Genomic DNA, 24,851 nt, shown 5'->3' with positions numbered 1-24,851 from the left:
AACATTTCCTTATACGATAACGGGCCTTATGTACTCTGTTACAAAAGAAATCACACAAAGCGTTCTGTTTCTTTGTTACTCATTTTTATACACCGAAAACCATTTTGTTATTCAATAATGCCAATTTCTAGAGCCTTTTGAACAGCTTCTTCTTTGTTACGGACTCCTAACTTTGTATAAGCTGTGGAAGCATAATTTCTGACTGTGCCACTCGATAAATATAATCTTGATGCTATGGTAGTGTAACGAAGTCCTTTTGCTACTAGCTGCAATATTTCTATTTCCCTAGCTGTTAGCTCATAAGCGGTTGCTTTTGAGTGTGGTGTCTCTTTTGGCTCATCAAACTTCTCAAATATTTTGTGAGACATTCCCTGATCAATTAGTGTCCCACCTTTGTGAATAAGTCGGATCGTATTAGCAAGCTCCAACGTTTCAATAGATTTAAGTAAAAAACCATCCGCACCGTTGCGAAGTGATTCCAATGCCTGTTCGGTATCTTGAAACGTTGTAAAAATCAATACGCGGATATGTGGCCATTGTTGCTTAATCTTTTTGGTTGCTTCGACTCCATCCATGTGCTGCATATCTAAATCCATAAGTATAACATGGGGTTGAAGGCGCCCACACAAATCGATGGCTTGATTGCCATCCTCAGCCAAGCCGACTACATTTAAATCTTCATATCTATCGAGTAGTGTCCTCAAACTTTCCCGAACAAATGGCTGATCGTCTACAATTAACAAACGAATAAGTCCATCTTTTATTTCAGTTTGTCGCGGTATGGTGCATGTAACAAGCATTCCTTCCTCTGGCTTTGTATATACAGACAAATGACCTTGCAAGTTCATTGCCCGTTCTTTCATCGCATTCATACCGAAGCCTTCCTGCCATTCTACATTTCCTTTTCCGTTATCTTGAACTTCTAACCTCGTATATTGTTCGTCAAACTGCAATGAAACTATAATTTCAGTCCCCTGACCATGACGTACTGCGTTCGTAAGGGACTCTTGTAAGCAACGAATGAATGCGATCTTTGCTTGCCGAGATAGTTGATATTCCTCTCCGAATGTCCTAAAACTTACATTTACCTGAGCGTGCTCCTGAAATTCGGCTCCAAGATTTTGTAGAGATTGAATTAAGGAAGGCGATTGACACGGAGAATCCATTTGATGTAGGTAACCTCTCACGTCCTCAATACTTTTACGTCCCATTTCAAGCAGAGAGTCTAGCCTCTGTATACCCATTTCAGTAGCAAGTTCGGTACGCAACGTTTCCATCCCCATAATAATAGAAGTATAAGCGTGACCAACTGTATCATGAAGCTCACTCGACAGTCTGTTCCGTTCTTCTGCCAGTGTAATGCGTTCAATCTGAGACATATATTGCTCAAGTACCGCGTTTTGTTTACGAATTACTTCATTTTGCTTATGATTGGCGATTAATAAATGAAAGGCGAATCCCATTACATAAGCGAATCCATAGTAGGTGACCATAGTCCAATAGCTATTACTTGGCGCAACAGCATAGAAAATTCCAGTTGTTATAAAAACTGTTGTTGGAGCTGTCCAATAATAGGACAAATGCTTACTATTTACAGCAATTAGAAACACTGATATAAGAAATATGTTGTAAGCTTCCGGAAATAATGAGGTTAAATATATACATTGTCCACCATATAGCAGTATTTCTGTGAACAAGTAATATTTGTAATTGAACAGTAAGGCTACCCATGGAACAGAGAAGGCAATAATTTCCCAAAGAATAATAATCCAAAGTGGCAATGTTAACCCATCCTGAAAACTTAATGTAGCTAGGATGATAGACACACTAGTAAGTAGACGTATCCCTAACATAATCCAATCGTACCAAAACCAATACTTAACCATATCTAACAAGTCATTTACCCCCTAAGTAGCCTACCTTTTTACTTCATATATTATAATTTAATCCTTCATGCCTATTATACTTTTAAATTTAAAACTGCGATACTACTCAAAGATTGCAAACTTCTATCGATTTAGTTGCCGGATCATGCTACGTGTATAACCCCCAAGTTTCTTAGTCAAACGATCCACTATTTTAATACTTATGGCGGTAAATGCTATACCCATAAACATTACAAAGAGTGACTTGGCAAACGTATCTATCTGTATGAATATAATATTCATTTCGATGTATTGATACAGTAGTGGTGCCAACAGCAACATAAGTGGCATTACATAAAAAATGATTGCGCTAATGAGACTGAACATACCAATTACTAATTTCTGCATTAACCAAAAGACAGCAGACCAATTGCGACGATCAGTAAGCACTAATTTTACCTGAACCCAGTTCGATGTATCTATTGTTATACTTCTATCATAAGAGTCTGTTGAAATATCTGTATAAATTTTCGTCTGTATGCGCTCGAATTGGATAAAAGGTGTCGTAGTCTGTAGTACGCGTATAACTAGTGGAATCCCAATTACCGTAAATGAAAGGGTGAAGCTGAATAGCAGAGCTATTAGATAAAAACAAAAATAAAACAATCCTGTAACGAAAGTTAGCAATAAAAAATAACCATTCTGGATGAATCTTGATTTCATAAAGTTCTCGCTCCTATCTATGTAATAACCGAATTGTACTGCTTTTTTTGTCATTCACACTAGTGTAAAAGTGTCATATGACATTTTTAAATGATGCTAAAAAGGGGAGAGTAACCTACTTCTGGTTAAAAAAGATGCTTATATGAATCACCATAAAACAATCCCGTTCTTGCAGATGCAAGAACGGGATTGTTTTGTACTTTTATTTAATATGAGATGGACTTGTTTTTCGAATATGAAAAATAATATCAAATTGCTCAAGCAATGACTTATCAAAGTATGCCGATTCGTTCGGTAAGAGTCGTGCCCCTATACTTAGTAATGGTCTTTTTCCTTTAACCCATTTCTCTGCGGGCCCTTTAAGGTGACGGTTATCCAATAAAAACATGTTATATGGTACTTTTCCGAGGGTATAATTGAAACTATTTACATTTTGTGGAATCGAATCCGTTATAATCTTATCTCCGGTGTCGTTGTATAAGGTGAAATCTCCCTCCGTAGTTGTACTGCCAATTGTGACATAATTATTGTCTAAACGTTCCTTCAAATACTGCCCCGCAACATAAGGGTATAATTTCTCATCGATAATTCCTTTAGCTATATGAATATTGTGTCCCCATACCATCGTTTTACCACCCAATGTCTCTTGTGCCCACATTGCATGATCGGCCAAGTATTGCTCATGTAGCTTTAACACACTTGGATAGTCGTTAGGAATTAGCATTGTAGTATATTTCTCTATTACACTTGCCGTTGCTTTCGCCCAGATGTACTCGGGTGAAACTAATTCTGTTTTGGCTTGCCCATTTTCATCTTTTAATAATTTGGCTACTCTCTCAGCGTTTGCTTTGAACTTTTTCTTTATTTCAGGGGCGAGGTCCATATACTCCTGTACACCTCCATTAAAAGCCGACAATGCTTTATAATTTTCTTCTACTTCTGCCAGCAAATCTGGTCGATGCAGCCTTACATAATCAATTACTGTATTAAAGCAACCTTGGTCCAATTCCTTTAAGTCGAGCCCAATAAATTGGATCTTTTTTTTATTGGATGGATCAGCATTATAGTCTTTCATCCACTCAATCATGGCTATAATTTCATCAGTAGGATATAACAAGTTTAAAAATTCCCTAGGATTTCCTTTTCCTGTTTGGATATATTCATTTAGTTTTAAGCCGTTTCCCCAATCTTCTTCCATTGTGAAATTTGTAAAACCCATCTCAGTAACCAAATATTTCACAAGTCGAAACTTCATAGTGAAAATTTCAGAGCTTCCATGAGTATTCTCTCCTAATCCTACATATTGTGCGCTCCCAATCATTTTCTTAAGTGGTTTTAAATCTTCAAATGATTTTGATGGCTCTATCGTTTTTAATGGGTAAGCCTGTGATTGTATGGATTTGACTATATTTTTTTGGATTGATTGACCTGAATTTTCGACTGCTACTGTTTGAGCCTTGCCTACTTCTACACATCCTGTGACTAATAAAGCTGTACTAACCATTGCAATTATGCTTTTCTTATTCATTTTTTCCACCTCAATTGAATTATTTGTAAAAGCAAGATTGATTCATGTACTTGCACGAATCAATTGCCTTAATTCAATTGTTATCTATCCCATATCATATTTTCTAGTTACATATTGTCATAAGGTTAATTGACACAAATCATAGATTAATCATTACACTTTTGTACTATCGGCTATGACAACTTATAAATAATAATTGCATGGATGAGTCATAAGTAAGACTAGACTATAAATTGGGGAGGGATTTTAAAGATGAATGAATTTGTATACAAAAATATTTTTTATTCTAAGTTGTGTCTGTAGAAATGACAAGAAGTAAATTCGATAAACAAGTGAATTATAGGGGAAGGGCGGATTACAATGATATTACACGCAAAATCGTTCCACAATAAAGATAAAATCCAACGTGCTAAAATAGGACTTCAACTCTTTCTGAGTATCTTAATCATTACTTCTATTATTTTAAATGTAGGAGTAATAATTACGGAAAGTAGGGCGCTTATTGTGGTATATATGTTTACCCCAGCATTATCTTCTATTTTGACTCGCATAATACTGAAAGAAGGGTTTAAAGATGTATCTTTTAGTCTCGGTAACTTAAAGATATGGAAGGGGATCGGTTTTGCTCTGCTAATCCCTATGATTATTTGTGGAATTACTTATTCTATCGCCTGGTTGAGTGGAATTGCAGGGTTTCAGTATCCCGAAGGTGGTATGATGTTAGAACCGATCTACAATATGCTTGGGCTTCATTATGTAACGGCACCATTCAGCTTCATTTATCTAGTAGTATTGAGCGGCATTTTCGGAAGTTTGCTTAACTTAATCCCAGTTTTGGGAGAAGAAATGGGTTGGCGAGGTTATATGCTCACAAGGCTAGTCGATGCAGAGTTTTCACGGCCCATCCTTACTAGTGGATTGATTTGGGCAACGTGGCATGTTCCAATAGTTATTGCTGGTCTATATGTAGCGGGACCATCTGTCGTTCTTTCAGTACTTGGTATCTATCTTTGTATTGTACCATTCGGTTATATTATAGCTTATTTACGACTTATCACAGGTAGCATTTGGCCTTCGGTTATCATCCATGCTACTTGGAATGTCATTATTCAAGGACCTTTCACACGTGCAAGTACAGGGTATCAAACTGAGATTTGGATTGGAGAATCTGGCTTGATAACCGCTATTATTATATTAATTACTGCAATAATTACGTCTCGAATAGTAAATTTCACGAAATAGCATATGGATGTGTTGTAAATTCAATTAGTGAAATATGACGAGGCGCAATTATGGATGCTCAAAGACATGGAAGTAATACAAATGAGATTCTTATTTCTGCTGAGAACTATTGAGCAGATGAAGTACGTGATTGCTCGTGAATTAGGAGTCACATTAGGACTGGATACATCAGCACGTGCAAATGGTTCTGTCGGTGGAGAAATAACAAAACGCCTTAGTTCGAATGGCCGAAGAACAGTTAACAGGACAATATAGGTTACAGTAAGTTAAGGTGATAAATAAAAGAATCTATATATATTTAAATGGATTCTTTTCAGACTGTGGAGAAAATCTTCTCCACAGTCTGTTTTTGTGTAAAAAGAGGAGTAAGGACTTCGGGAAGAAATACAACGGATGCTGAATTAAAGCATGGATTCAATCCTTCTGATTTCATCAGTACTCCAGTTGAAGATTTTTACGATAAGTATAGCATTTTTTTATTTTGAGGATATAATTTTAACTTCGCTTGACGAGCATGTGGCGTTATCCTATTATGTTTTTCTTACGACCATCAATCGAATACCAAAAATTATATTATTAATGAAAGAAATATATTTTTCGGAAATTTGTTGTTTTTGTTAATTTAATATTTAAATGTATAATTGTATTGAATAGATAAATTATTGACAAAGAGAGGGGCCTATAAAATCAATTTCATTGCAAAATTAATAAACCGCTTATTTTATAATACTATCAGTATAAAAACGTGATGTCTTTTATGACAAACGGGGTTATTTTTAAAGTTGTGGGTTATTTACGAAGTCAGTTCATTTTTCTAATGAGGAATTGGAGCTGTTTTTATGATGGGATATACTTTTACTTTTAGGAACGGATATTTTCAAATGATAACCATTAATGAAATAATGATATGTTATAATTTTCATAATATATATGCAAAGAAGGGATGGAATGAGCACACAAATAAAGGTAACACCGGAACAATTAGAACAAGCTGTTAAAACCGTAAGAAATACGAGATCATCATATAGAATATATACATAAAGATTTATACTTTCAAATTGAGTATATAGCTTCTCAGTGGAGCGGAGCAAGCAGTGATCGTTTCTATCAGATGTTTAATGAAGCAAAGCCAAAGATGTTTAACATTTTGTAAGAATTAGATAAAATCGCAGTAGAATTAGAACGTGCAGCGGTTAAATTTCGAGATGCGGATGAATTGTATGCTGGTAATTTAGTTGACTCTGATATTCAAGAAGGAGCCATGTTTGGAAAGCTCCCTCCAAACTCAGAAGAGTCATTTTTTAATAAAAAGGATTTAAATGCTGCGTCGACTGTTATTTCTGCTGGATTTATAGATGGTGTTGTAGATGCATGGGAAGGATTCGTGACTTTAGGAGATAAAGAAACTTGGTTAAATATGCAAGATATGATTGTAAACTATAGTGAGACTATTCCTCCTGCATGGAACACTCTATCAGATACATTTATGAATAATTTTTGGAATGGAGATCTGGAAAGCAGAGAACATTATGCAGCTTACCAAGCCTTGGTGAACTGTAAAATTACGTTTTTCTAGTCGAACCCAGAACCTCTAAATAATGCTGATTGTACATAATCCCTAAGATGTTCCCAAAGGGATCGACCACAGAAGCAGTAATAAACCCCTCGCCGCGCTCTGTGGGTGCCTCGTATTCTTTCGCTCCCATAGATAGCAGATAGTTGAAAGTTGCTGCTACATTATCGACGTGCCAGTACACTACAGCACCGGCCGGTCCTGTCGCTGAACCATTGGGCGCATAGCGGCTATCAATCAGCCCCAGCTCGTGTTGGTAATCGCCAAGACGAAACTCGGTATATCCTGGACGTTCGAAGTAAGGTTTGATGCCCAACAGCTCGGCGTACCACTTCTTTGCCGCTGCTAGATCATCCGTCCAAAAACTGACTGTGGTTAATCCTCGTAATATCTGTGTGTCACTCATAATCGATTTCCTCCTTAATGTTGAGTAGTACGTCCCGATGCTATACTAGATAACAGCTTCTGAATAAACTTCAATTTACTTATGAATATTCCTTTCTATTATTCAAGAAAATGAACCTTTAACCGAATAAAATCACTGGAATTTTTAAATACCTTTATTGTAAATGTATCAATTTTATTTGTAATTAAACAATTGTATTATTACTTAACAGCAGAGGGAATCTACCTATTACTATAATATTGATATCCATTATATACATGAGTATAATAATATTAATAATGTCAGAGCATGCTCTGAACAGTTAGCGTTATAGGGGTATAACAGATGACATTCATTTTTAAAATCATAAAATCGGATTCACTTATATGAAAGATAAAAGTCCTCCTAATTTTAGGCGGGCTTTTATCCTCGAACAAGAATATTTTCAATCGAGAATGGAGGTTGAAAATATGAAAAATATAAAAAGGTTAAATTTTTGACTTTCAATAAAGTTGCTTAACAGTAGACTAAATAAATGAAAAACAATATATTTATAGGTTAGTAACCAGATCTTGTTAAGTCGTATGTACTATTTTTAGTTTAGCTTTGCCCAGAATGTACACCAATTAATCTCGCGAATTACAAGAAAACTATTATTGAAATGAGGCATGCATTGTGAAGTTGGACGTGAATGAGTTAGCAGAGTATCTTTCCAATAATCCTTTCCGAGTAGAAGGAGTATATCGTTATGCTAAAAATACAGGTGTGCCTTGTGCTGAGTCTACAGATTCTTTCCCAGGATTTGTATTTCCACTTACAGGGAAGACGCAATTTCAATTTAATGGTACGCCGTATACCCTTTCCCCAGGAAAAGTTATACATGGGGGGGCAAAAATGACATTAGCCCATAAAATGCTTGGTGAAATAAATTGGGAATATATTCTTGTTTTATATCGGATAAGCAATTCAGAACGAGAAGACTCTGGCTTTACTCATCAGCATTTTGAATTATTAACAGGACAATCTCCTCGTCTTGTCGAATTACTTATGCGTCTTTGGGATGTGTATAATCAGCGTGGAGGCATTTCAATGTTTCAGACCGAAATGCTGTTTCGCGAAGCGTTGAATGAAGCTTTATTAAGTGTTGTCAATAGAGAAAACAGCTATGAGTCGCATACTTTATTCGAACGAATATCTAGTTACGTTCATAAATGCTATTATAAAGATATTACAATAAATTCGCTTACAGAACAAAATAATGTTAATCGAAATCGTCTTTCTTACGTGTTTAGAAAGCATGCAGGTATGGGACCAGCAGAATATTTATTGAACTATCGTATAAAGATGGCTCAAAAAATGTTATGTACAAGTGGTGTGCCTGTACAACAAATTGCGCAGGCTGTTGGAATCGCAGACCCTTTTTATTTTAGTAGAGTTTTCAAGAAGCGAGTTGGTATTTCGCCTACTAAATATCGCGAGAAGTTCATCAATAATCCATACTAACGTCAACAGGGGTCTATTCTTATTTGAAAATCACTGTTCTATACTTATGGAGAGCTAAAGGAAATATTAGATTGAAAGAACTTTCATTGAAATCAATCCTTTGTACGATCTGAATGAAAAGTTCTGGCCTGAGCATTTTCTTTTTAAGCGTAATGACGACTTTTTACTTAGATTACTGTAATATAGTGGAAGTTAAAAATGAGGAGGGATTATTATCCATTACGAACCTATTAAACTAAATGACGAATTATCTAAAATTAACGATTATTGGTATCCACGAGTGATTGGTGAACTGAATGATGATCAAATTCAGCTTTTTAAAGCTAATGGAGATTTTATATGGCATGAGCATCCTAATACGGATAAGCTATTTATTGTGCTTGAAGGGGAGATGTTCATCGATTTTCGTGATGGAAAGGTGAAAATTTCTAAGGGCGAGATGTTTATTGTCCCGAGAGGCGTTGAGCATAAACCCTTCACTGAAAAGGAATCCCACATCATGTTGGTAGAGCCTAAAAGGGAAATGGATTGATAATTGTATCTAATGTTTCGTTGGCAGATAAGAAAGTGTAGATACAATTGAGAAGTTAGGATTTAAATGCTCTATTATGGAATAAAGCATGTATCTTTAATTGATATCCTATTATAGAAATATTATGCAGTAACCTTTTCCTTATTAATTCGCTCGTATTCCTATTCTAATATCTAAAATAAAAATACATCACTATTAAATAGTGATGCATTTTTATTTTAGAAAGAATCGTTGTACGTAGCTGTACGAAAATGAGGTTCTCTTTAATTAATAGATTTTGTATTGAAAATCGTATTCAATATATGTAACTACAACGATTTATTTATAGCAAAGTCATACTTATGAAATTTATAAGAGAATCAATTACTGGCAGGCTAGCCTATCTATCTTGTCTATTTTTTATGTACTATGTATTTAGTTCTGTAAATCTATAGAATTTTAGTTTAGAGTTTCTTGTCCCAATTAAGTTCCCAAAATGAAAGTTTAGAGTTTCTTGTCTTTGTATGTAAAAAGACATTCATGAAGGATCTACTTTCTTGTCTAAAAAATATCAATTTTCATGTTCTTGTACAGTTATTTCTTTTATTGTTAAAAATATAGTTATCTAAATAGAATTCCTATTTGTATTTCATAAAAAAATATCACCACTTCCTTATTACATCATATAAGGTTATTATAATAACTGGAGTATTAATATTTACTAAGTTAATTATTGTAGGGAGAGAACTTAATAGTATGGACATTTTGATAACAATTTTAATGTTTGCTTCAATCAGTTTATTAGTATACTCACTAATACAAAAAATAAGAAAAAAACCAGCTATCATATGGCTGAAAATCGCTGGTATATCATTCGGTCTTGCTTTAATCATATCTGGATTTTCTGTTGGAGTAAGAGGTGGATTTGCCGCAATAACGTTTATTATTGGAGCATGCACTACAGTAAAACTAATTTTACAATTTGTAAAAAAACAATCCGGAAAATTAAAAACTTTCATTGTGGTTCTTATTGCATTTACCACATATACCATACTAGACAATGTAATTCCATATAGTACAAGTGTTGAAAGTAGCGATGGAAATGTTACAAGTCAAAAGAAACCTGCTGTAGATGTGGGGAAAGTAGATGCAAAAGAAGAATCTAGAGAACCTACTCACAAACAGTATAGCACGGAAGAAATTAAATCATTGTTTACTATCGGTATGAGTATAAAGGAATTTGAAGAAAAAAAAGAAGACAGCAAGTTAAAAGTTCGAAACTATAACAATTACGATCCAGCTGGATTATACACATTTGATACTAAAGATGGGCAAATTGTAGTAGTGGTATTAAATGCAAAAGAGGTTATTAAAGTTGAAACGTTAACTGACGAAGCTTCTTTAGGAAATTTCATTAAAGATGAAGAAAATAGAATGAATGAAGAAAAAAGAGTTGCAAAAGAAGAAGCTGATAGAAAGCTAAAAGAATCATACGAAAATAGTAAACAGAAATTAGAAGGATCTGGTGATTCTGTCACAAATAAAGTTAATCTAAAGTCAGGTTTGGCTTTTTTTGATTTTAATAATGCAGGTTCAAGAAACTTTATAATACATTTAAAAGATTCTAGTGGCAAAGATGTTGGATTGTTAGTAAATACAATAGGTAGTTATAAAGGGAAGGTATCAGCTACGATTCCGGCTAGTGGGGAATATTATTTAGAAGTGAAATCGAGTGGCGATTGGAATGTAGCAATAACGCAAGAAACACCACTTGTATCAGAATCGGTTCCAGGGACAATTAACGGGCATGGTGATGATGTAGTATTCATTAATATCCCAAGTGGAAATCATATTGTTAAGTTAAAACATACAGGTTCAAGAAACTTTATTATTAAAGTGAATGATCAGAATTTATTAGTCAATAAAATTGGTTCTTATGAAGGTTCTTCTTCTCACGTTTTCAAAGATTCAGGGATGTATAGTTTTGGAGTAAAAGCAGATGGAGATTGGAGCATTACAATAGAATAGTACTATAAGGGTGGCCACAAATATAGTTATAGCTTTAAAATGAAGTTTAAATTAAAAACCTTCGTTAAATTTAATGAAATATTGATTTAAGAAGTTTTTTGGGAATCTTAGATTAAACCCTTGTATAAAAACTAATTTTATATGTCTAACACGAGAATCTATTTTGATTAATCTTTTTTCAAAATGGATTCTTTTTCTTTATCGTAAAACATGTTTTTATGCAAAAGGCGTTCAAATCTATATTGCAGCGGAAGGACGATGCTTCGTTTTATCTTGTAATCAATATGTTAATAAAGATATGTATCCTGTCGATTTAGCCTGTTATGAAGACTTACTATCCTCTCCTGATGAGATGTGTCCTGGGGGGAGTGCAATTGTTGGTCCTTTAGGGGAATATATTAAAGAACCTGTTTTTGGAAAAGAAGATATTCTCATAGCAGATCTTGATTTACGAGATATAGCATACAGTCAATTTGATTTTGGTGTAGTAGGTCATTATTCAAGACCAGATGTATTTCAACTCTTAGTAAACAAGGAGAAAAAAAGAACGTAAAATGGGAAAGGTATGAATGAATAATAAAATTGTTTACTTTTGATCTGAAAAATAAGAGCCATAGTACATTTGAAATGTAATATGGCTTCTAATTTTGAATACTCACTTGCTCTCCCTATTGTAAATAATTTCGAGTCTGATATATCAGTATTGTTTACTTTATCGTATACGTGAAACAATGTACTTACATTAACGGAGCAGGTTAATTAAATAAGTAGAACAAAACCATCCTATGTAGGATGGTTTTGTTCTTTATCATAAATTTTTGAGGTGGAAGTGTCTATTAATAGGTGTTCTACTATGTTTTTAGTGATTGGTATAAAGTAATTAAGTATTATTCCTCCTAAACAGACAGTTAATAAAGTTCCAATGCCAATTGGACCATTAAAAATAAATGCCACAATCAAGAATATGAGATAAATAAATGTTCTGGATAAAAATATATTTGTTCTAGTTAATTCTTGTATGATTAATGTCAATCTGTCTACTGGAACCGCTGCAAAATTTGTGTGTAAATAAATTGCGGTGCCAAATCCTATAACAACTAGGCCGATTATAAAACAAACAATTTTACTATACCATAGTTCAGGTGATATCACATTTTTCAATAAGAATAGCCACATATCGATACCGATACCTGTTATAAAAGCTGTTAATATCCCCAAAACTTCAGGTCTTTGTTTTTTTAAAAATGAATTACAACCGATCAATATGAAAGCTAGAATGATTTCCCAACTGCCTACTGTTAGCCCCACGCTTTTGGATAGTCCTACCAAAAGTGCATCAAAAGGTGAAGTTCCAAGGTCTGATTGCATAGTGAGAAAAACACCAAAGGTTAATATTAAAATTCCTAATACATAAAGAACATATTTTACTTTACTCACCTCTTTATATTTTTATTGCAAATACAACAATAATGAGTTATGTTTAATATATAAGCTTTTTGTTGTATTTGCAATAAAAAACAGTTGAGGAGTTAATTATGAAAGAGATTCTTCGTGAAATTGGTAAGATTGCAAGAGCATTAGATTCTATTAGTAATATAGAATTTAAAGAATATGACCTCACAAAAGGGCAATATTTGTACCTTGTACGAATATGTGAAAACCCGGGAATCATTCAAGAAAAGTTAGCGGAGATGATAAAAGTAGATCGAACAACAGCTGCACGCGCTATAAAAAAACTAAAAATAAATGGATTCATCGATAAAAAAGATGATGAACATAACAAAAAAATAAAAAAACTTTTCCCAACAGAGAAGGGCAAGAATGTTTATCCTTTTATAAAAAAAGAAAATGATTATTCTAATATGGTTGCATTAAATGGATTTACAGAAGTGGAAATGGAGACCCTATTTAACCTTCTTCAAAGGGTGAGGGGAAATGTAGAAGTTGATTGGGAATTTGTTAAAAAAGGAAACAAAAGAAATTATTGATTATATAAATTTTTTTGCATTTGCAACAAAAAAACAAGAGGTGAAATTTTATGGGTTGGAATTTAAAGAAATTTGACGAGTTAACAAATATTGAACTATACAATCTTTTAAAAGAAAGAACTTTAGTTTTTGTGGTTGAACAAAATTGCCCTTACCCAGAAGTTGATGGTAAAGATCCTTTTTCATATCATCTTTTTAAAGAAAACAATGGAGAAATCATTGCATATTTAAGGATTGTACCTGCAGGTGTTTCTTATCAAGAAATTTCCATTGGAAGAGTCTTTGTAAAGAAGGAATATAGGGGACAAGGAATTGCAGAGGAACTTTTAAAAAAGGGGCTAGATTTTATCCAAAATGAATTAAAAGAAAAAACTGTTAAAATTCAAGCCCAAGATTATTTGAGAAAATTCTATAGTTCCTTTGGTTTTCAAACCATATCTGAAACATATTTAGAAGATAACATCCCTCACATCGATATGGTTTTACAAAGATAACAAAACTGATCATTATTGGGGGGGCGTTAGAGTTATCTTAAGATGTAGAAGAGATTGTTAAGAGTTACACTTAAACAAACGGGTCGCTATTTTAACACAAAAAATTAAAAATCGGTTCCTAAATATTGTAAAGGAATCGGTTTTTATGCTCCATTTAGCTTAACGTTGTAAATCCGCATTTTCCTGACGCTCCTCCTACTAGTGGTAATGCCATTATCTTATTTAATATATTTACAAAAGGAATTGGTTTAACCAAAGCGCTTTTAATCATAGCAAAATCAATTAAATTTTGTTTCTTACTAAACATTGAAAGGGTTACTTGGGAACCTAAAGAGAAACTTTTGCCACAACAGACTTACCTTCTCTTTTTTCTTCTATTTTATTGTCACTAAACAAAAGGGCCCATAATTAATTGTAAATATATAACAGTATCTACCTAATACGAAACTCAAAAAGACACCTTGAAATAAGGTGTCTTTTTGAGTTTCGTATTAATATTAATTCCATATTATCATCTCTTTTTTCTTTTCTACCATATCTACTATACAAGCTGCTAATTCCCGAATCCCATATTCTATTTTATCTTTATTTACCTTGGAGATACTGATCCGAATGGCCTTTTGCTTACTTCCTTCTAAATACATTCGAGATGCATTATCTACATAAATGCGTTTTTCTTTTAACAAATCAATCAACTTGTCCATGTTTATATGTGAAGGTAAGAAAATAGTAAGATACAAACCACCTTGTGGTTTCGTAAATTCTATATAATCTGGTAAATAAGAAGAACAAGCATTTAATAAGGTATTCATTTTATTAATATACAATTTTTTAACATTATCTACATGATAATGAAACATGCCACTTTTTAGATAAATTTCTAAAGCACCTTGTGAGAGTGTCGATGTATTAAAATCAGAAACAAATTTATAATTTATAAATGAATCAACCATCGCTTCAGGTAGTATAACTGTTGCAATCCGTAATCCTGGTACAAAGACCTTCGAAAAACTTTTAACATAAATGACCCTTCCATTAGGTTCATATGCAAATAATGGATCTGCTTTTGAATTCTCATCAAATTCAGCCAAATAATCATCTTCTACAATGTAAACATCATACTTTTCTGCAAGAGCGACCATTCTTTTCTTATCTTCATTTGTATAATGATGGCCAAGTGGATTATGAAATCTTGGCATAGTATAAAAGAATTTAATATCTTCGTCTTGGAACAAAGCTTCTAGTTTACCAAAATCAATACCATCCATTGTTAAATCAATTCCTAGTATCTCGTTTTGATTTAACTGTAAGGTATTTATCATACCATAATAGGTAGGTTGCTCAATTAATACTTTTTTCTTTCCGTTTAAGAAAGGCATGATTGATAAGATATTTAACGCTTGTTGTGACCCCGAAGTAATAACAAGTCGCTCAGGCTTCGTAAACACTTGTGAATGATGTAAGTAATTTATTAACTCTTTTCTCAACGAGAGTAACCCTTGCGGCTCACTATAAGCGAATATTTGTATTTTATAATACTCGATTGCCTTGTTGATACAATGCTGAAAATCTTCATACGGCATGGTTCGTTCATCAGGACCTACAGACAAAAAATCTACATCATGCGTTTCATCAGGTACTATGTGTGTATGAACGACGTAATAACCACTTTTAGGTTTGGAATAAACAATATGTTGTTTTTCTAATTCTAATAATGCTTTTACAACCGTATTTTTACTACATTGAAATTGATCAGCCAATGTTCGGATAGAAGGTAATTTATCTCCAGCTTTAAAATGCTTATCTTCTATTTGTTGTTTCAACCATACTAAAATACCTCTATATTTTGAAATCATATAAATTCTCCCTGTAATCTGTACCACGACAGACATGAAATTCTACTATATAGAAAAAAATTATTAACAATTATAATCATATTTAATTAGCTTAAACAGTTTAATGATAATTATGATGTACATTCATGTATTTGTGAAGGGGGGATGAACATTAAAATTCTATGTTGTTACTTTTAAATCATCAAAACATTCAAACCTACCAAGAATTATAGTAAAAAAGAAAAGTTATGTTGAAAATATTGAGAAAGAAACAAAATGGATAAGAGGCGGACTATGGTGTAAAAGTGATTGATGTTACAAGCTAATATATAACATATAAATCATTTAATCGTTCAACTGTTTTAGTTCAACATATGAAATAAATTTGATAACCAATCCAAGTAGAATTTATGGTGTATGAATTACAAATGTGAGAATTTTTTCTGATTGAACATTTGTTACCAATTGTTTTAGTCACTCAGTAGTTAACATGCAATGTCAACAGTATTAAATGGAGGAGTTATGAAGAAACAGCAAGGAAAGAAACAAGAGAAGAAAATAAAAAATAATAAACAGAATAGACGTATATCTATCCGATTAAATATAATGTTTCTTTTCGTATTTTTACTATTTTCAGCTATTATTATTCAACTGGGAAAGGTGCAAATTATTGATGGTGAGACCTATAAGAATCAAGTGGAGAAAAATGAGAATGCGACAACGAGTATTCCAGTCCCACGTGGACATATTCTAGATCGAGAAGGAAACGCTGTTGTAAATAATCGTTTTATTCGCACGATTACGTATACAAGGTTAAAGAGTGTAACGAGTGATGATATTTTCAAAGTAGCAAATAACCTTGCAAAAGTACTTGAAATACCTGATAAAGATCTAAGTAAGTTAACTGAGACGGATAAAAAGGATTTTTGGATGCAATTAAATAAGAAACACGCGGAATCACTGGTCACAAAAAAAGACATAGAAAAATATAAAGAAAAAGGAATTGAAGGGAAAGAGCTAGATAAAAAAATAGAAGACTTAAGGCGAAGTCGTATAACAGAGGAAGAATTGGCAGAGCTAACAGCACAAGATTTAAAGGTATTAGCTATTAAAAGTAGAATGAGCTCAGGTTATCAATTAACACCTCAAATTGTGAAAAAAGATGCGACAGATGAAGAATATGCAAGGATAAGTGAACATCTCGCTGAATATCCAGGGGTAGATGCAACAGTTGATTGGGAACGTAATTATGTGAATGGGGAATTGTTCCGCTCTGTATTAGGAAATATTACAAGTAGCGAAGAAGGTTTACCAAAAGAAAATTTAGACTCATATTTAGTACGCGGATATAACCGAAATGAGCGTGTAGGGAAAAGTTATATTGAACAAAAATATGAAGATGTACTACATGGTACAAAAGAAGAAGTTAAATATATTACGAATAAATCAGGTAACATCATAAACACGGAGAAGGTTTCTAAAGGGAAAAGTGGCAATAGTTTAACACTAACAATAGATATGGAATTACAAAAGAAAGTAGAAGAAATTATAGAAAAACATTTGAGAGCATTTAAAACTTCAGAACCATTAATGGATCGAGCTTTTGTTGTCATGATGAATCCGAATAATGGACAACTTTTATCTATGGCGGGTAAAAAGATTGTACAAAAAGATGGGAATATAGAACTTCAGGATTTAGCATTAGGTAACATGACGACTTCATATGAATTAGGATCCTCTGTAAAAGGAGCTACGGTATTAACCGGATACCAGACAGGTGCTATTCAACCAGGAACGCAATTTTATGATGCGCCTATGAAGTTTAAAGGTACACGAGTTAAGAAATCTTGGAATGTATCTGGATTTGGTAGTATTAATGAATTGAGAGCTTTACAAGTATCTTCAAATGTCTATATGTTCCATACAGCTTTGAAAATAGCAGGAGTTAATTATGTACCAAATGGCTCGTTATCTATTAAACAAGAAGCATTTGATACAATGCGTTATTACTTTAAACAATTTGGTTTAGGAGTTCAGACAGGGATTGATTTACCGAATGAAATTACAGGACAAACTAGGAAAGTAGATAGTCAACCTGGATTTCTACTCGATTTCGCCATTGGACAGTATGATACCTATACACCATTACAATTGGCACAATATGTTTCAACTATTGCAAATGGTGGATTTCGAATGCAACCTCAAATTGTAAAAGAAATACAAGAACAACCAATAAAACAAGAAGAGGTTGCTAAAGTTATACGTTCTATAGAACCAGTGGTATTAAATCGAATAGATATGAAGACTGAATATATTGATCGAGTAAAGGAAGGCTTTAGATGGGGATTTCAAGAAGGGGATGGAACGGGTGTAAAGTACTTCAAAAATGATCCATACAAGCCAGCTGGGAAGACAGGGACAGCCCAAACGGTTTATGGTGGAGATGACCCAATTGGGAGAAATGAAAAGGGAGAACGGATAGAGTGTTACAACTTAACATTAGTTGGATATGCTCCAAATGATAATCCGGAAATATCATTTTCAGTAGTAGTCCCGTGGCTAAAACATGATAATAAAGGAATCAATTCTATGATTGGAAAGGAAGTTATAGACGCATACTTTGACTTGAAAAAACAGCGTATAAATGGTGGTGCGCCTAGCATAGAATCACCAAATAAAAATCAGTAAAATTATAGTTTTCTTGTAAAAAGATATCCTTTACCAGGGTTAGAGAGACTCTGTTTATATAAAGTTCTTCTAAACTAAATAAAAAACATTAAAAATTAAAAGGAGAAATAGCAACTATCATTGTTACTATTTCTCCTTTTTTTATTTTGTAACGTCTAATGAAATGAAATCAAATCAATTCAAAGGAATATCATGATGTTCATTACCCAAAATTACTTATCTATTATTTGTCATTTTAATTATTCTAAATTGTACAGTTTTACATCTTACATGAATTCTGTACCATGACAGATGCAAAAATCTGTCCTATAGATAAAGTTTGATATCAGTTAGAATCATAATTAATTAGCTTATTCAGTTTAAATATAAAGTACATTTTTGTATCTATAGAAGGAGGTGTGATTGAAAAACAATATAAGAACAGGAATGTTACTTGATGTTATTTGTTTTCGTTTAACACTACCTGTTACTAGAAAAGCCGTACCTTACTTTGGTGCGACAGTTGCTGGATTAAGTAGAACGGGCATTGTAGTAATAATACCCACGAAAAGGCCATTGATTATTGCGATTCGAACTGTACTAGCCTTTCCACTATTATCAACCTACACTATGAAATCGTTACCTGTATCATAAGGTGGCATTGCAATAGTTGGTAAGAATGGTTCTACGTTAAGAAGAAAGCGTACTATAAAAAGCATATACTTATAAATCAGGTAACAAGTTTATAAAAAGCTAATTAAATATTTCAGTTATAAGTATTATAAAAAATTCAATTGAGGAAAATGAAATACAAAAAAATGAATGTTACAAGTTCACTCCACCCTTAATACGTGGGATCTTAAGGTGTATCTAGTTATTCATGAAAAGAAAATTGAAAGTTATGGAGGGACTAACAAGTAATGAATGATGAACAACTTACAGATATATTCAAGGCACTATCAAACAAAAATCGCTTAAGGATAGTACAACTGTTAAAAGATCCAGAAAAAAACTTCCCTCCTCAATTTCCTAATCAAAAAGGAGAAGAATTTCCAGGAGGAGTTTGTGCAGGGGATATACAAGATAAGATAGGTTGGGTTCAATCAACAACTTCTCGACATTTATCATCGCTGCAAAAGTGTGGCCTTCTAGAGAATAAAATTGTGGGAAAGTGGTCTTATTATCGAAGAAATGAAAAAGTAATTAAACAGTTAGATCGCTTCATTCGTAAATTCTTGTAATACAAAAATTTTAATATAGTAAAAATTGTTTAAGGAAGTGAAGACATCATGAAATCAGCTCTAAATAAAATTATTATCTCCTTTATTTTTGCAGTAGGAGGGATGATTTTTCTTCTATTTAATTTAAAAGGAGAGCAAGATTGGATCTTAAGTTGGATAGGGGTATTACTGGCATATCTATCTTTGGCCATTTTAAATGATCTATATAATAAAACAGTTTATTACAAAACATTTCCTAAAATATTAAAAAGAATTTTGTTTATTTCTTTCAATGCTTCAGTATTAGGAATAGTAATCGGTATATCATACCAGCTATTAGGAAAATGGGATCTTAATATAATGATGTTTTATTGGATAATAATTTTATTATTACATCTAATTACTATATTTACATTAGGTACCCTAACACTTTTGAATTGTAATAATGAAAATTATAGCTTGCTATATAAATTTATTATACTTTTAAATATTTTCCTTACTTTAGGACCAGTATTATATCCAGTAGTTATAACTATTATTGGAAACGGAATAAACAGTAGTGCAGGGAATTAAATTTACAAACGTAAAATGAGTTTGTTAAAAAAATCTATTATCTAATAGGATGGTAAAAACTAAACAAGAAAATTAAAGAAATACAATAGGTAGATGAATTGTGTATTTAACCATTGATGCTGGATTAGGGAAATGTGCAGCCTACTTATTAGATATATTTAAGAAAAAGAATGTGGAAGCCACATTCTTTTTCATTGGAGATAATCTGAAAAAGTTCTCTTATTCCGTAAAGTAAGAACATATAGCGCACTAACAAAACTTATAAGGGATGGAATAAGATGCTCTATATGAAAGCACTCATTGAGCATAAAGATATTGGAGGTAATAGAAGTGAACGCTAGGTTTTGCAAGAGATTTATTGTAATAATAACAGTGCTTACATTATTTTGTAGCATGGTTGTTACGTCAGGTAGTGCATCAGCGGAGACATCGCCTGCTATAGACGTAAAAGCAGGATCAGCCATTTTAGTAGAAGCACATTCCGGGAAAATTTTATATCAAAAGAATGCAGATGAATCATTAGCAATTGCTAGTATGACAAAAATGATGAGTGAGTATTTAGTTCATGAAGCGGTGGATAAAGGAAAACTTAAGTGGAATCAAAAAGTTAGAATTTCTGAATATGCACATAAAATTTCCCAAGATCGCTCATTATCAAATGTTCCATTAGAAAATGGTGGCTCTTATACGGTATATGAGTTATATGAGGCAATGGTGATTTACTCAGCAAACGGTGCAACAATTGCTTTAGCTGAAGCGATTGCTGGAAAAGAAGTCGATTTCGTAAAAATGATGAATGCTAAGTCGAAAGAGTTTGGTATGAAAAATTATAAATTTGTAAACTCTACAGGCTTAACAAACTACGATTTAAAAGGACACTACCCCGAAGGGACAACTCCAGAAGACAATAATAAAATGTCTGCAAGAGATTGTGCGATTTTAGCACAACGTCTCATTCGAGATTTCCCAAATATATTAGATACAGCAAAAATCCCCAAAAAAACATTTCAGAAGGGCGGCAAGTATCCAATTGAAATGGTGAACTTTAACTGGATGTTAAAAGGTTTAATTAAGCAATACGAAGGTGTAGATGGCTTGAAAACAGGAACTACTTTAGAAGCCGGCGATTGTTTCACCGGTACAGTAGAAAGAAACGGCATGCGTTTAATCTCTGTAGTGATAAAAACAAACTCTCATACAGCACGTTTTGATGAAACAAAGAAATTATATGATTATGGGTTTGCGAATTTTGAAGTCAAGAAGGTTTATGAAAAAGACTCAGTGATACAAGGGCATGAAACAGTGAGAATAGGAAATGCAAAAGACAAAGATGTATTTGTTCAAGCAAAGCAAGCTGTTTCACTTCCAGTGCAAAAAGGCAACAAAGACGTTTATAAAAAAGAATTTAAAGTATTGAATGAAGAACAACAAGCACCTATTAAAAGAGGTGTAACAATTAGTCAAATGAATATATCGCCTCAAGATAGTACAGATCCTGGGTTCTTATCAGGCAAATCATTACAAGTAGACCTTGTAACAAAATATGAAGTAGAACAAGCAAATTGGTTTATACGCTCTATGCGGGCAATAGGATCTTTCTTTAGCGGTATGTGGAATAGTGCGGTTGATATAGTAAAAGGATAGCTTTATAGGATAAGAATAAATATTAGCAGAAAAGAAAAGGTTTTATAGTAGGATAGATTCTTTTATGAATGAAAGCTAATTCAGAAGAAGTGATTAAACATTTGGCGTAATAACTTATATAGTTATGTATGAGTTAAGTGAAGAATAGAGAAGTTGATTAAGTAATAGACAGTGAATTAAGAATGAAGTAAGCCAATTGCTAAAGAAAATCGATGAAATGTACTTTAGAGAATTTTTCTGAAATTAGTAGGAAACATTAGGGAGAAACATGTTACTGATAGAAAGTGGTCACAATATGTGAGCACTAGAGTTGTAACGCGGGAAACTAAGCTCTCGTCTCTTATTTATTAGAGACGAGAGCTTTTTAATTGGAGGTTAAAAGAATGCTTGAACAGAATAAAAAACTCACCTTAAATATTTTGCTTGGAAACCTGTTTATGGTTTCTTTAGGGCTTGGGTTAGTGATTCCTGTCCTCCCAAGGTTAATAAATGAACTTGATATCAGTGGTTCAACAGCTGGTTATTTAGTGGCTGTATATGCGATCACGCAATTTATTACGTCGCCTTTTTCAGGAAAATGGGTGGATCAATACGGTCGTAAGCCGACAATTATGTTAGGATTACTAATATTCGCTGTTTCTGAATTATTATTTGGACTTGGAAAAAATGTATATGTATTATTTGTTTCACGAATACTTGGAGGGTTCAGTAACGCATTCATTTTCCCTGCCGTTACAGCGTTTATAACAGATGTCACGTCTGAAAATAAGCGACCAAAGGCAATGGGCTATATGTCGGCAGCTATTAATACTGGATTTCTTATTGGACCAGGAATCGGTGGTTTTTTGGCTGACATCAATATGCGAATGCCTTTTTTTATAGCAGCCCTATTTGGAGCTTTTTCAGTAGTTTTTTCTTTTTTATTATTGAAAGAACCTAATGAATTCGAAGAAAAAAATGAGCAAAAAGAAATGGAGATAAAAGGGAATGAATATTTCAAGCAGGTTTTTCAACCTATGTATATAATAGCTTTTTTAATCATTTTCATTTCCTCTTTCGGCTTAACTTCGTTTGAGTCTATATTGTCTTTATACGTTAACCATAAATTCAATTTTTCACCAAAAGAGATTGCTAGTGTCGTATCAGTTAGTTCAATTATTGGGATGATTGGTAAAATATTCCTTTTTGAACATTTTACCAAAAAAATAGGAGAAATTGCTCTTATTCGTTACTCTTTGGCACTGGCAGCTATATTTATATTTCTAATGACGGTTGCGAATTCATATGCAACAATTTTGTTAACCTCATTATTGTTATTTGTAGGATTCGATTTTATACGTCCATCCGTCACAACTTATTTATCAAAAATTGCAGGTAATCAACAAGGATTTGTCGGTGGGATGAACTCAATGTTCACCAGTATAGGAAATATTGGGGGACCAATTGTAGGTGGCACTTTATTTGATATAAATATAAATTTTCCATATTATTTCGCAACAATAGTAATAATATGTGGAACCATTCTAACAATATTTTGGAAAAAACCAGTCAGTTTATAAAGATTATATAACTTTATTTAAATTCTAGAAAAAATCAGTTCGTCTTCTAATACAACTACATTAAACTTTACAAAGAAAAATAGTGACTATCTTAGTTGCTATTTTTCTTTGTAATTTGTAACGTTTTATGAAGTCATATTAATTAAAAAGGACTTGGTACTAATTCTATATTGTATCGTTATATGTTTCCTTTGAAATCTGTACCATGACAGGTGTGAAATTCAATGGTATGGAAAACGATCGATATCAGTTAGAATCATAATGTATTAGCTTACCCAGTTTAACTACAAATTACATTTATGTATCTATAAAAGGAGGATCGAATGAAAAACAACATAAGAAAAGGAATGTTACTTGGTTGTATTGGTGTTATTTGTTTTAGTCTTACACTCCCAGCAACAAGAACGGCCGTACCCTACTTTGGCGAGGCAATTGTTGGGTTAGGTAGAGTTGTCATTGCAGCAATAATAGTAGGTATTATTTTTATTAAAAACCAAGAAAAAATACCAAATAAAGACCAAATGAAAAGCCTATGGATTGTTGCTATTGGTGCTGTACTTGCTTTTCCATTATTATCAACCTACGCAATGAAATCGCTGCCTGTATCACACGGAGCCATTGAGGTGGCATTATTACCACTTGCAACAGCTGGCTTTGCGACGTGGAGGGGGGGAGAGCAACTTTCCAAGCGTTATTGGATTGCAAGTATCATTAGTACAATAACTGTTTTTCTTTATGCTGGGTATCTTGGATTAGGCCAATTACAGATGGGTGATATAGCATTAATTGCAGCTGTATTAATTCTCGGTTTAAGCTATGCAGAAGGAGGCAAACTTTCAAAGGATCTTGGAAGTTGGAAAGTAATCGCATGGGCGAATTTAATCGGTGCTCCTTTCTTTATAATTCCTGTTGGACTAAGCATATCCAGTGATATGCTTCAAGCGCCTATAGAGGCCTGGATTAGCTTATTCTACTTAGCTATCATAAGTCAATTTTTAGCATATATCGCTTGGTACGGCGGCATGTCTTTAGGTGGCATTGCAAAAGTTGGTCAGTTGCAATATTTACAACCATTTTTAATGATTATTTTTTCAGTTTTATTCTTAGGTGAATCAATTACATGGCTAACAATTGTCTTAGCTTTTATTGTTGTCATCTGTGTAATTGTGGGTAAAAGTGAACCTTCAACTAAGAAGGAATCTTACTATGAAAAGCATGTAATTCATAAATAGGGTGTCAAATTTATACCAAGCTAATTAATTATTTCAGTTAGAAACATAATAAAAAATTCAATGTCTTAGAAGTGAAATTCAAACAAATTAAATATTAGATATTCACTCCTCTTTAATAGGGTGAATCTTGAGATATATTTAGTTATCTATGAAAAGAAAATTAAAAGTTACGAGGTACTAAATCGTAAAGGTACTACTAAATCGTAAAGGTACTACTAAATACAAAAAGTGATTGAGGATAGTACAGCTTTTATAATATCCAGAAAAAACTTACACTTTCA

General features: G+C 33.0%; 20 protein-coding genes and 4 pseudogenes. 17 read left to right on the top strand and 7 right to left on the bottom strand.

Translation table 11 applies throughout. The features are described from left to right. Nucleotides 1-107 precede the first annotated feature (107 nt). From ACHZK0_RS15560 to ACHZK0_RS15550, 3 genes are all read right to left on the bottom strand, one after another. Nucleotides 108-1,895: a response regulator gene (locus ACHZK0_RS15560; protein ID WP_395760620.1), complete on the bottom strand. Its 1,788-nt coding sequence runs from the start codon at nt 1,893-1,895 to the stop codon at nt 108-110. A 114-nt stretch (nt 1,896-2,009) separates the two neighbouring features. Beyond that, nucleotides 2,010-2,588, bottom strand: coding sequence for a sensor domain-containing protein (locus tag ACHZK0_RS15555; RefSeq protein ID WP_262741225.1), 579 nt, complete (start codon nt 2,586-2,588; stop codon nt 2,010-2,012). Nucleotides 2,589-2,790: 202 nt separating this feature from the next. Further along, the gene (locus ACHZK0_RS15550; protein ID WP_395760619.1) at nt 2,791-4,116 is read right to left on the bottom strand and encodes an erythromycin esterase family protein; all 1,326 of its coding nucleotides are present in this window, start codon (nt 4,114-4,116) and stop codon (nt 2,791-2,793) included. Nucleotides 4,117-4,476: 360 nt separating this feature from the next. On the opposite strand from ACHZK0_RS15550, the gene ACHZK0_RS15545 reads away from it, so the two are divergent. The 3 genes and pseudogenes from ACHZK0_RS15545 to ACHZK0_RS15535 all read left to right on the top strand — a co-directional run. Then, nucleotides 4,477-5,358, top strand: a complete 882-nt coding sequence (locus tag ACHZK0_RS15545) for a type II CAAX prenyl endopeptidase Rce1 family protein (protein WP_395760618.1) — start codon at nt 4,477-4,479, stop codon at nt 5,356-5,358. A 50-nt stretch (nt 5,359-5,408) separates the two neighbouring features. Further along, nucleotides 5,409-5,623, top strand: a pseudogene (locus ACHZK0_RS15540) (small, acid-soluble spore protein, alpha/beta type). Nucleotides 5,624-6,306: 683 nt separating this feature from the next. Then, nucleotides 6,307-6,898: pseudogene (locus ACHZK0_RS15535) on the top strand (WXG100 family type VII secretion target); the annotation flags it as partial. 22 nt (nt 6,899-6,920) lie between these two features. Here the strand turns inward: ACHZK0_RS15535 and ACHZK0_RS15530 are convergent. Then, entirely contained in the window at nt 6,921-7,337 is a 417-nt protein-coding gene (locus ACHZK0_RS15530) for a VOC family protein (RefSeq protein WP_395760617.1), read from the bottom strand. A 654-nt stretch (nt 7,338-7,991) separates the two neighbouring features. On the opposite strand from ACHZK0_RS15530, the gene ACHZK0_RS15525 reads away from it, so the two are divergent. From ACHZK0_RS15525 to ACHZK0_RS15510, 4 genes and pseudogenes are all read left to right on the top strand, one after another. Continuing rightward, the gene (locus ACHZK0_RS15525) at nt 7,992-8,819 is read left to right on the top strand and encodes a helix-turn-helix transcriptional regulator (protein ID WP_395760616.1); all 828 of its coding nucleotides are present in this window, start codon (nt 7,992-7,994) and stop codon (nt 8,817-8,819) included. Between the two features lie 280 nt (nt 8,820-9,099). Then, nucleotides 9,100-9,351 carry a cupin domain-containing protein gene (locus ACHZK0_RS15520; protein WP_395760615.1) on the top strand — a complete coding sequence of 84 codons (252 nt, stop codon included), beginning with the start codon at nt 9,100-9,102 and terminating at the stop codon, nt 9,349-9,351. 735 nt (nt 9,352-10,086) lie between these two features. Beyond that, the gene (locus ACHZK0_RS15515) at nt 10,087-11,358 is read left to right on the top strand and encodes a tripartite tricarboxylate transporter TctB family protein (RefSeq protein ID WP_341519392.1); all 1,272 of its coding nucleotides are present in this window, start codon (nt 10,087-10,089) and stop codon (nt 11,356-11,358) included. A gap of 205 nt (nt 11,359-11,563) precedes the next feature. Then, nucleotides 11,564-11,931: pseudogene (locus tag ACHZK0_RS15510) on the top strand (nitrilase-related carbon-nitrogen hydrolase); the annotation flags it as partial. Between the two features lie 210 nt (nt 11,932-12,141). Here ACHZK0_RS15510 and ACHZK0_RS15505 read toward each other — a convergent pair. After that, a complete protein-coding gene (locus ACHZK0_RS15505; protein WP_395761727.1) occupies nt 12,142-12,726 on the bottom strand; it encodes a YczE/YyaS/YitT family protein in 585 nt (194 codons plus the stop codon). A 167-nt stretch (nt 12,727-12,893) separates the two neighbouring features. On the opposite strand from ACHZK0_RS15505, the gene ACHZK0_RS15500 reads away from it, so the two are divergent. Together ACHZK0_RS15500 and ACHZK0_RS15495 are read left to right on the top strand one after the other, a co-directional pair. Beyond that, nucleotides 12,894-13,346, top strand: a complete 453-nt coding sequence (locus tag ACHZK0_RS15500) for a MarR family winged helix-turn-helix transcriptional regulator (protein WP_395760614.1) — start codon at nt 12,894-12,896, stop codon at nt 13,344-13,346. Between the two features lie 50 nt (nt 13,347-13,396). Continuing rightward, complete coding sequence (locus ACHZK0_RS15495) at nt 13,397-13,840, top strand: GNAT family N-acetyltransferase (protein WP_053512695.1); 444 nt, start codon at nt 13,397-13,399, stop codon at nt 13,838-13,840. Nucleotides 13,841-14,039: 199 nt separating this feature from the next. On the opposite strand, the pseudogene ACHZK0_RS15490 reads toward ACHZK0_RS15495, so the two are convergent. Both ACHZK0_RS15490 and ACHZK0_RS15485 read right to left on the bottom strand, forming a co-directional pair. After that, nucleotides 14,040-14,218, bottom strand: a pseudogene (locus ACHZK0_RS15490) (alpha/beta hydrolase); the annotation flags it as partial. Nucleotides 14,219-14,337: 119 nt separating this feature from the next. After that, entirely contained in the window at nt 14,338-15,696 is a 1,359-nt protein-coding gene (locus ACHZK0_RS15485; RefSeq protein ID WP_395760613.1) for a PLP-dependent aminotransferase family protein, read from the bottom strand. Between the two features lie 501 nt (nt 15,697-16,197). On the opposite strand from ACHZK0_RS15485, the gene ACHZK0_RS15480 reads away from it, so the two are divergent. The 8 genes from ACHZK0_RS15480 to ACHZK0_RS15445 all read left to right on the top strand — a co-directional run bounded on the left by ACHZK0_RS15480 (nt 16,198) and on the right by ACHZK0_RS15445 (nt 24,570). After that, nucleotides 16,198-18,363 (top strand): peptidoglycan D,D-transpeptidase FtsI family protein, encoded by a 2,166-nt coding sequence (locus tag ACHZK0_RS15480; protein ID WP_395760612.1) that lies wholly within the window; start codon nt 16,198-16,200, stop codon nt 18,361-18,363. Nucleotides 18,364-18,765: 402 nt separating this feature from the next. After that, nucleotides 18,766-18,996 (top strand): hypothetical protein, encoded by a 231-nt coding sequence (locus tag ACHZK0_RS15475; protein WP_395760611.1) that lies wholly within the window; start codon nt 18,766-18,768, stop codon nt 18,994-18,996. 266 nt (nt 18,997-19,262) lie between these two features. Then, nucleotides 19,263-19,583: an ArsR/SmtB family transcription factor gene (locus tag ACHZK0_RS15470; protein ID WP_395760610.1), complete on the top strand. Its 321-nt coding sequence runs from the start codon at nt 19,263-19,265 to the stop codon at nt 19,581-19,583. 48 nt (nt 19,584-19,631) lie between these two features. Further along, a complete protein-coding gene (locus tag ACHZK0_RS15465) occupies nt 19,632-20,135 on the top strand; it encodes a DUF3902 family protein (protein ID WP_341519399.1) in 504 nt (167 codons plus the stop codon). A gap of 100 nt (nt 20,136-20,235) precedes the next feature. Continuing rightward, nucleotides 20,236-20,370 (top strand): polysaccharide deacetylase family protein, encoded by a 135-nt coding sequence (locus ACHZK0_RS15460; RefSeq protein ID WP_167496993.1) that lies wholly within the window; start codon nt 20,236-20,238, stop codon nt 20,368-20,370. Between the two features lie 95 nt (nt 20,371-20,465). Continuing rightward, on the top strand, nt 20,466-21,779 hold the full coding sequence (locus ACHZK0_RS15455) for a D-alanyl-D-alanine carboxypeptidase family protein (protein ID WP_395760609.1): 1,314 nt from the start codon (nt 20,466-20,468) through the stop codon (nt 21,777-21,779). 383 nt (nt 21,780-22,162) lie between these two features. Further along, nucleotides 22,163-23,338 carry an MFS transporter gene (locus ACHZK0_RS15450; protein ID WP_395760608.1) on the top strand — a complete coding sequence of 392 codons (1,176 nt, stop codon included), beginning with the start codon at nt 22,163-22,165 and terminating at the stop codon, nt 23,336-23,338. Nucleotides 23,339-23,661: 323 nt separating this feature from the next. Continuing rightward, complete coding sequence (locus ACHZK0_RS15445) at nt 23,662-24,570, top strand: DMT family transporter (protein WP_341519402.1); 909 nt, start codon at nt 23,662-23,664, stop codon at nt 24,568-24,570. The last annotated feature ends 281 nt before the right edge of the window (nt 24,571-24,851 follow it).

Source organism: Bacillus sp. 3G2, from assembly GCF_044324725.1.
Lineage (GTDB): Bacteria > Bacillota > Bacilli > Bacillales > Bacillaceae_G > Bacillus_A > Bacillus_A mobilis.
This window is presented reverse-complemented; position numbering and strand designations above follow the sequence as displayed.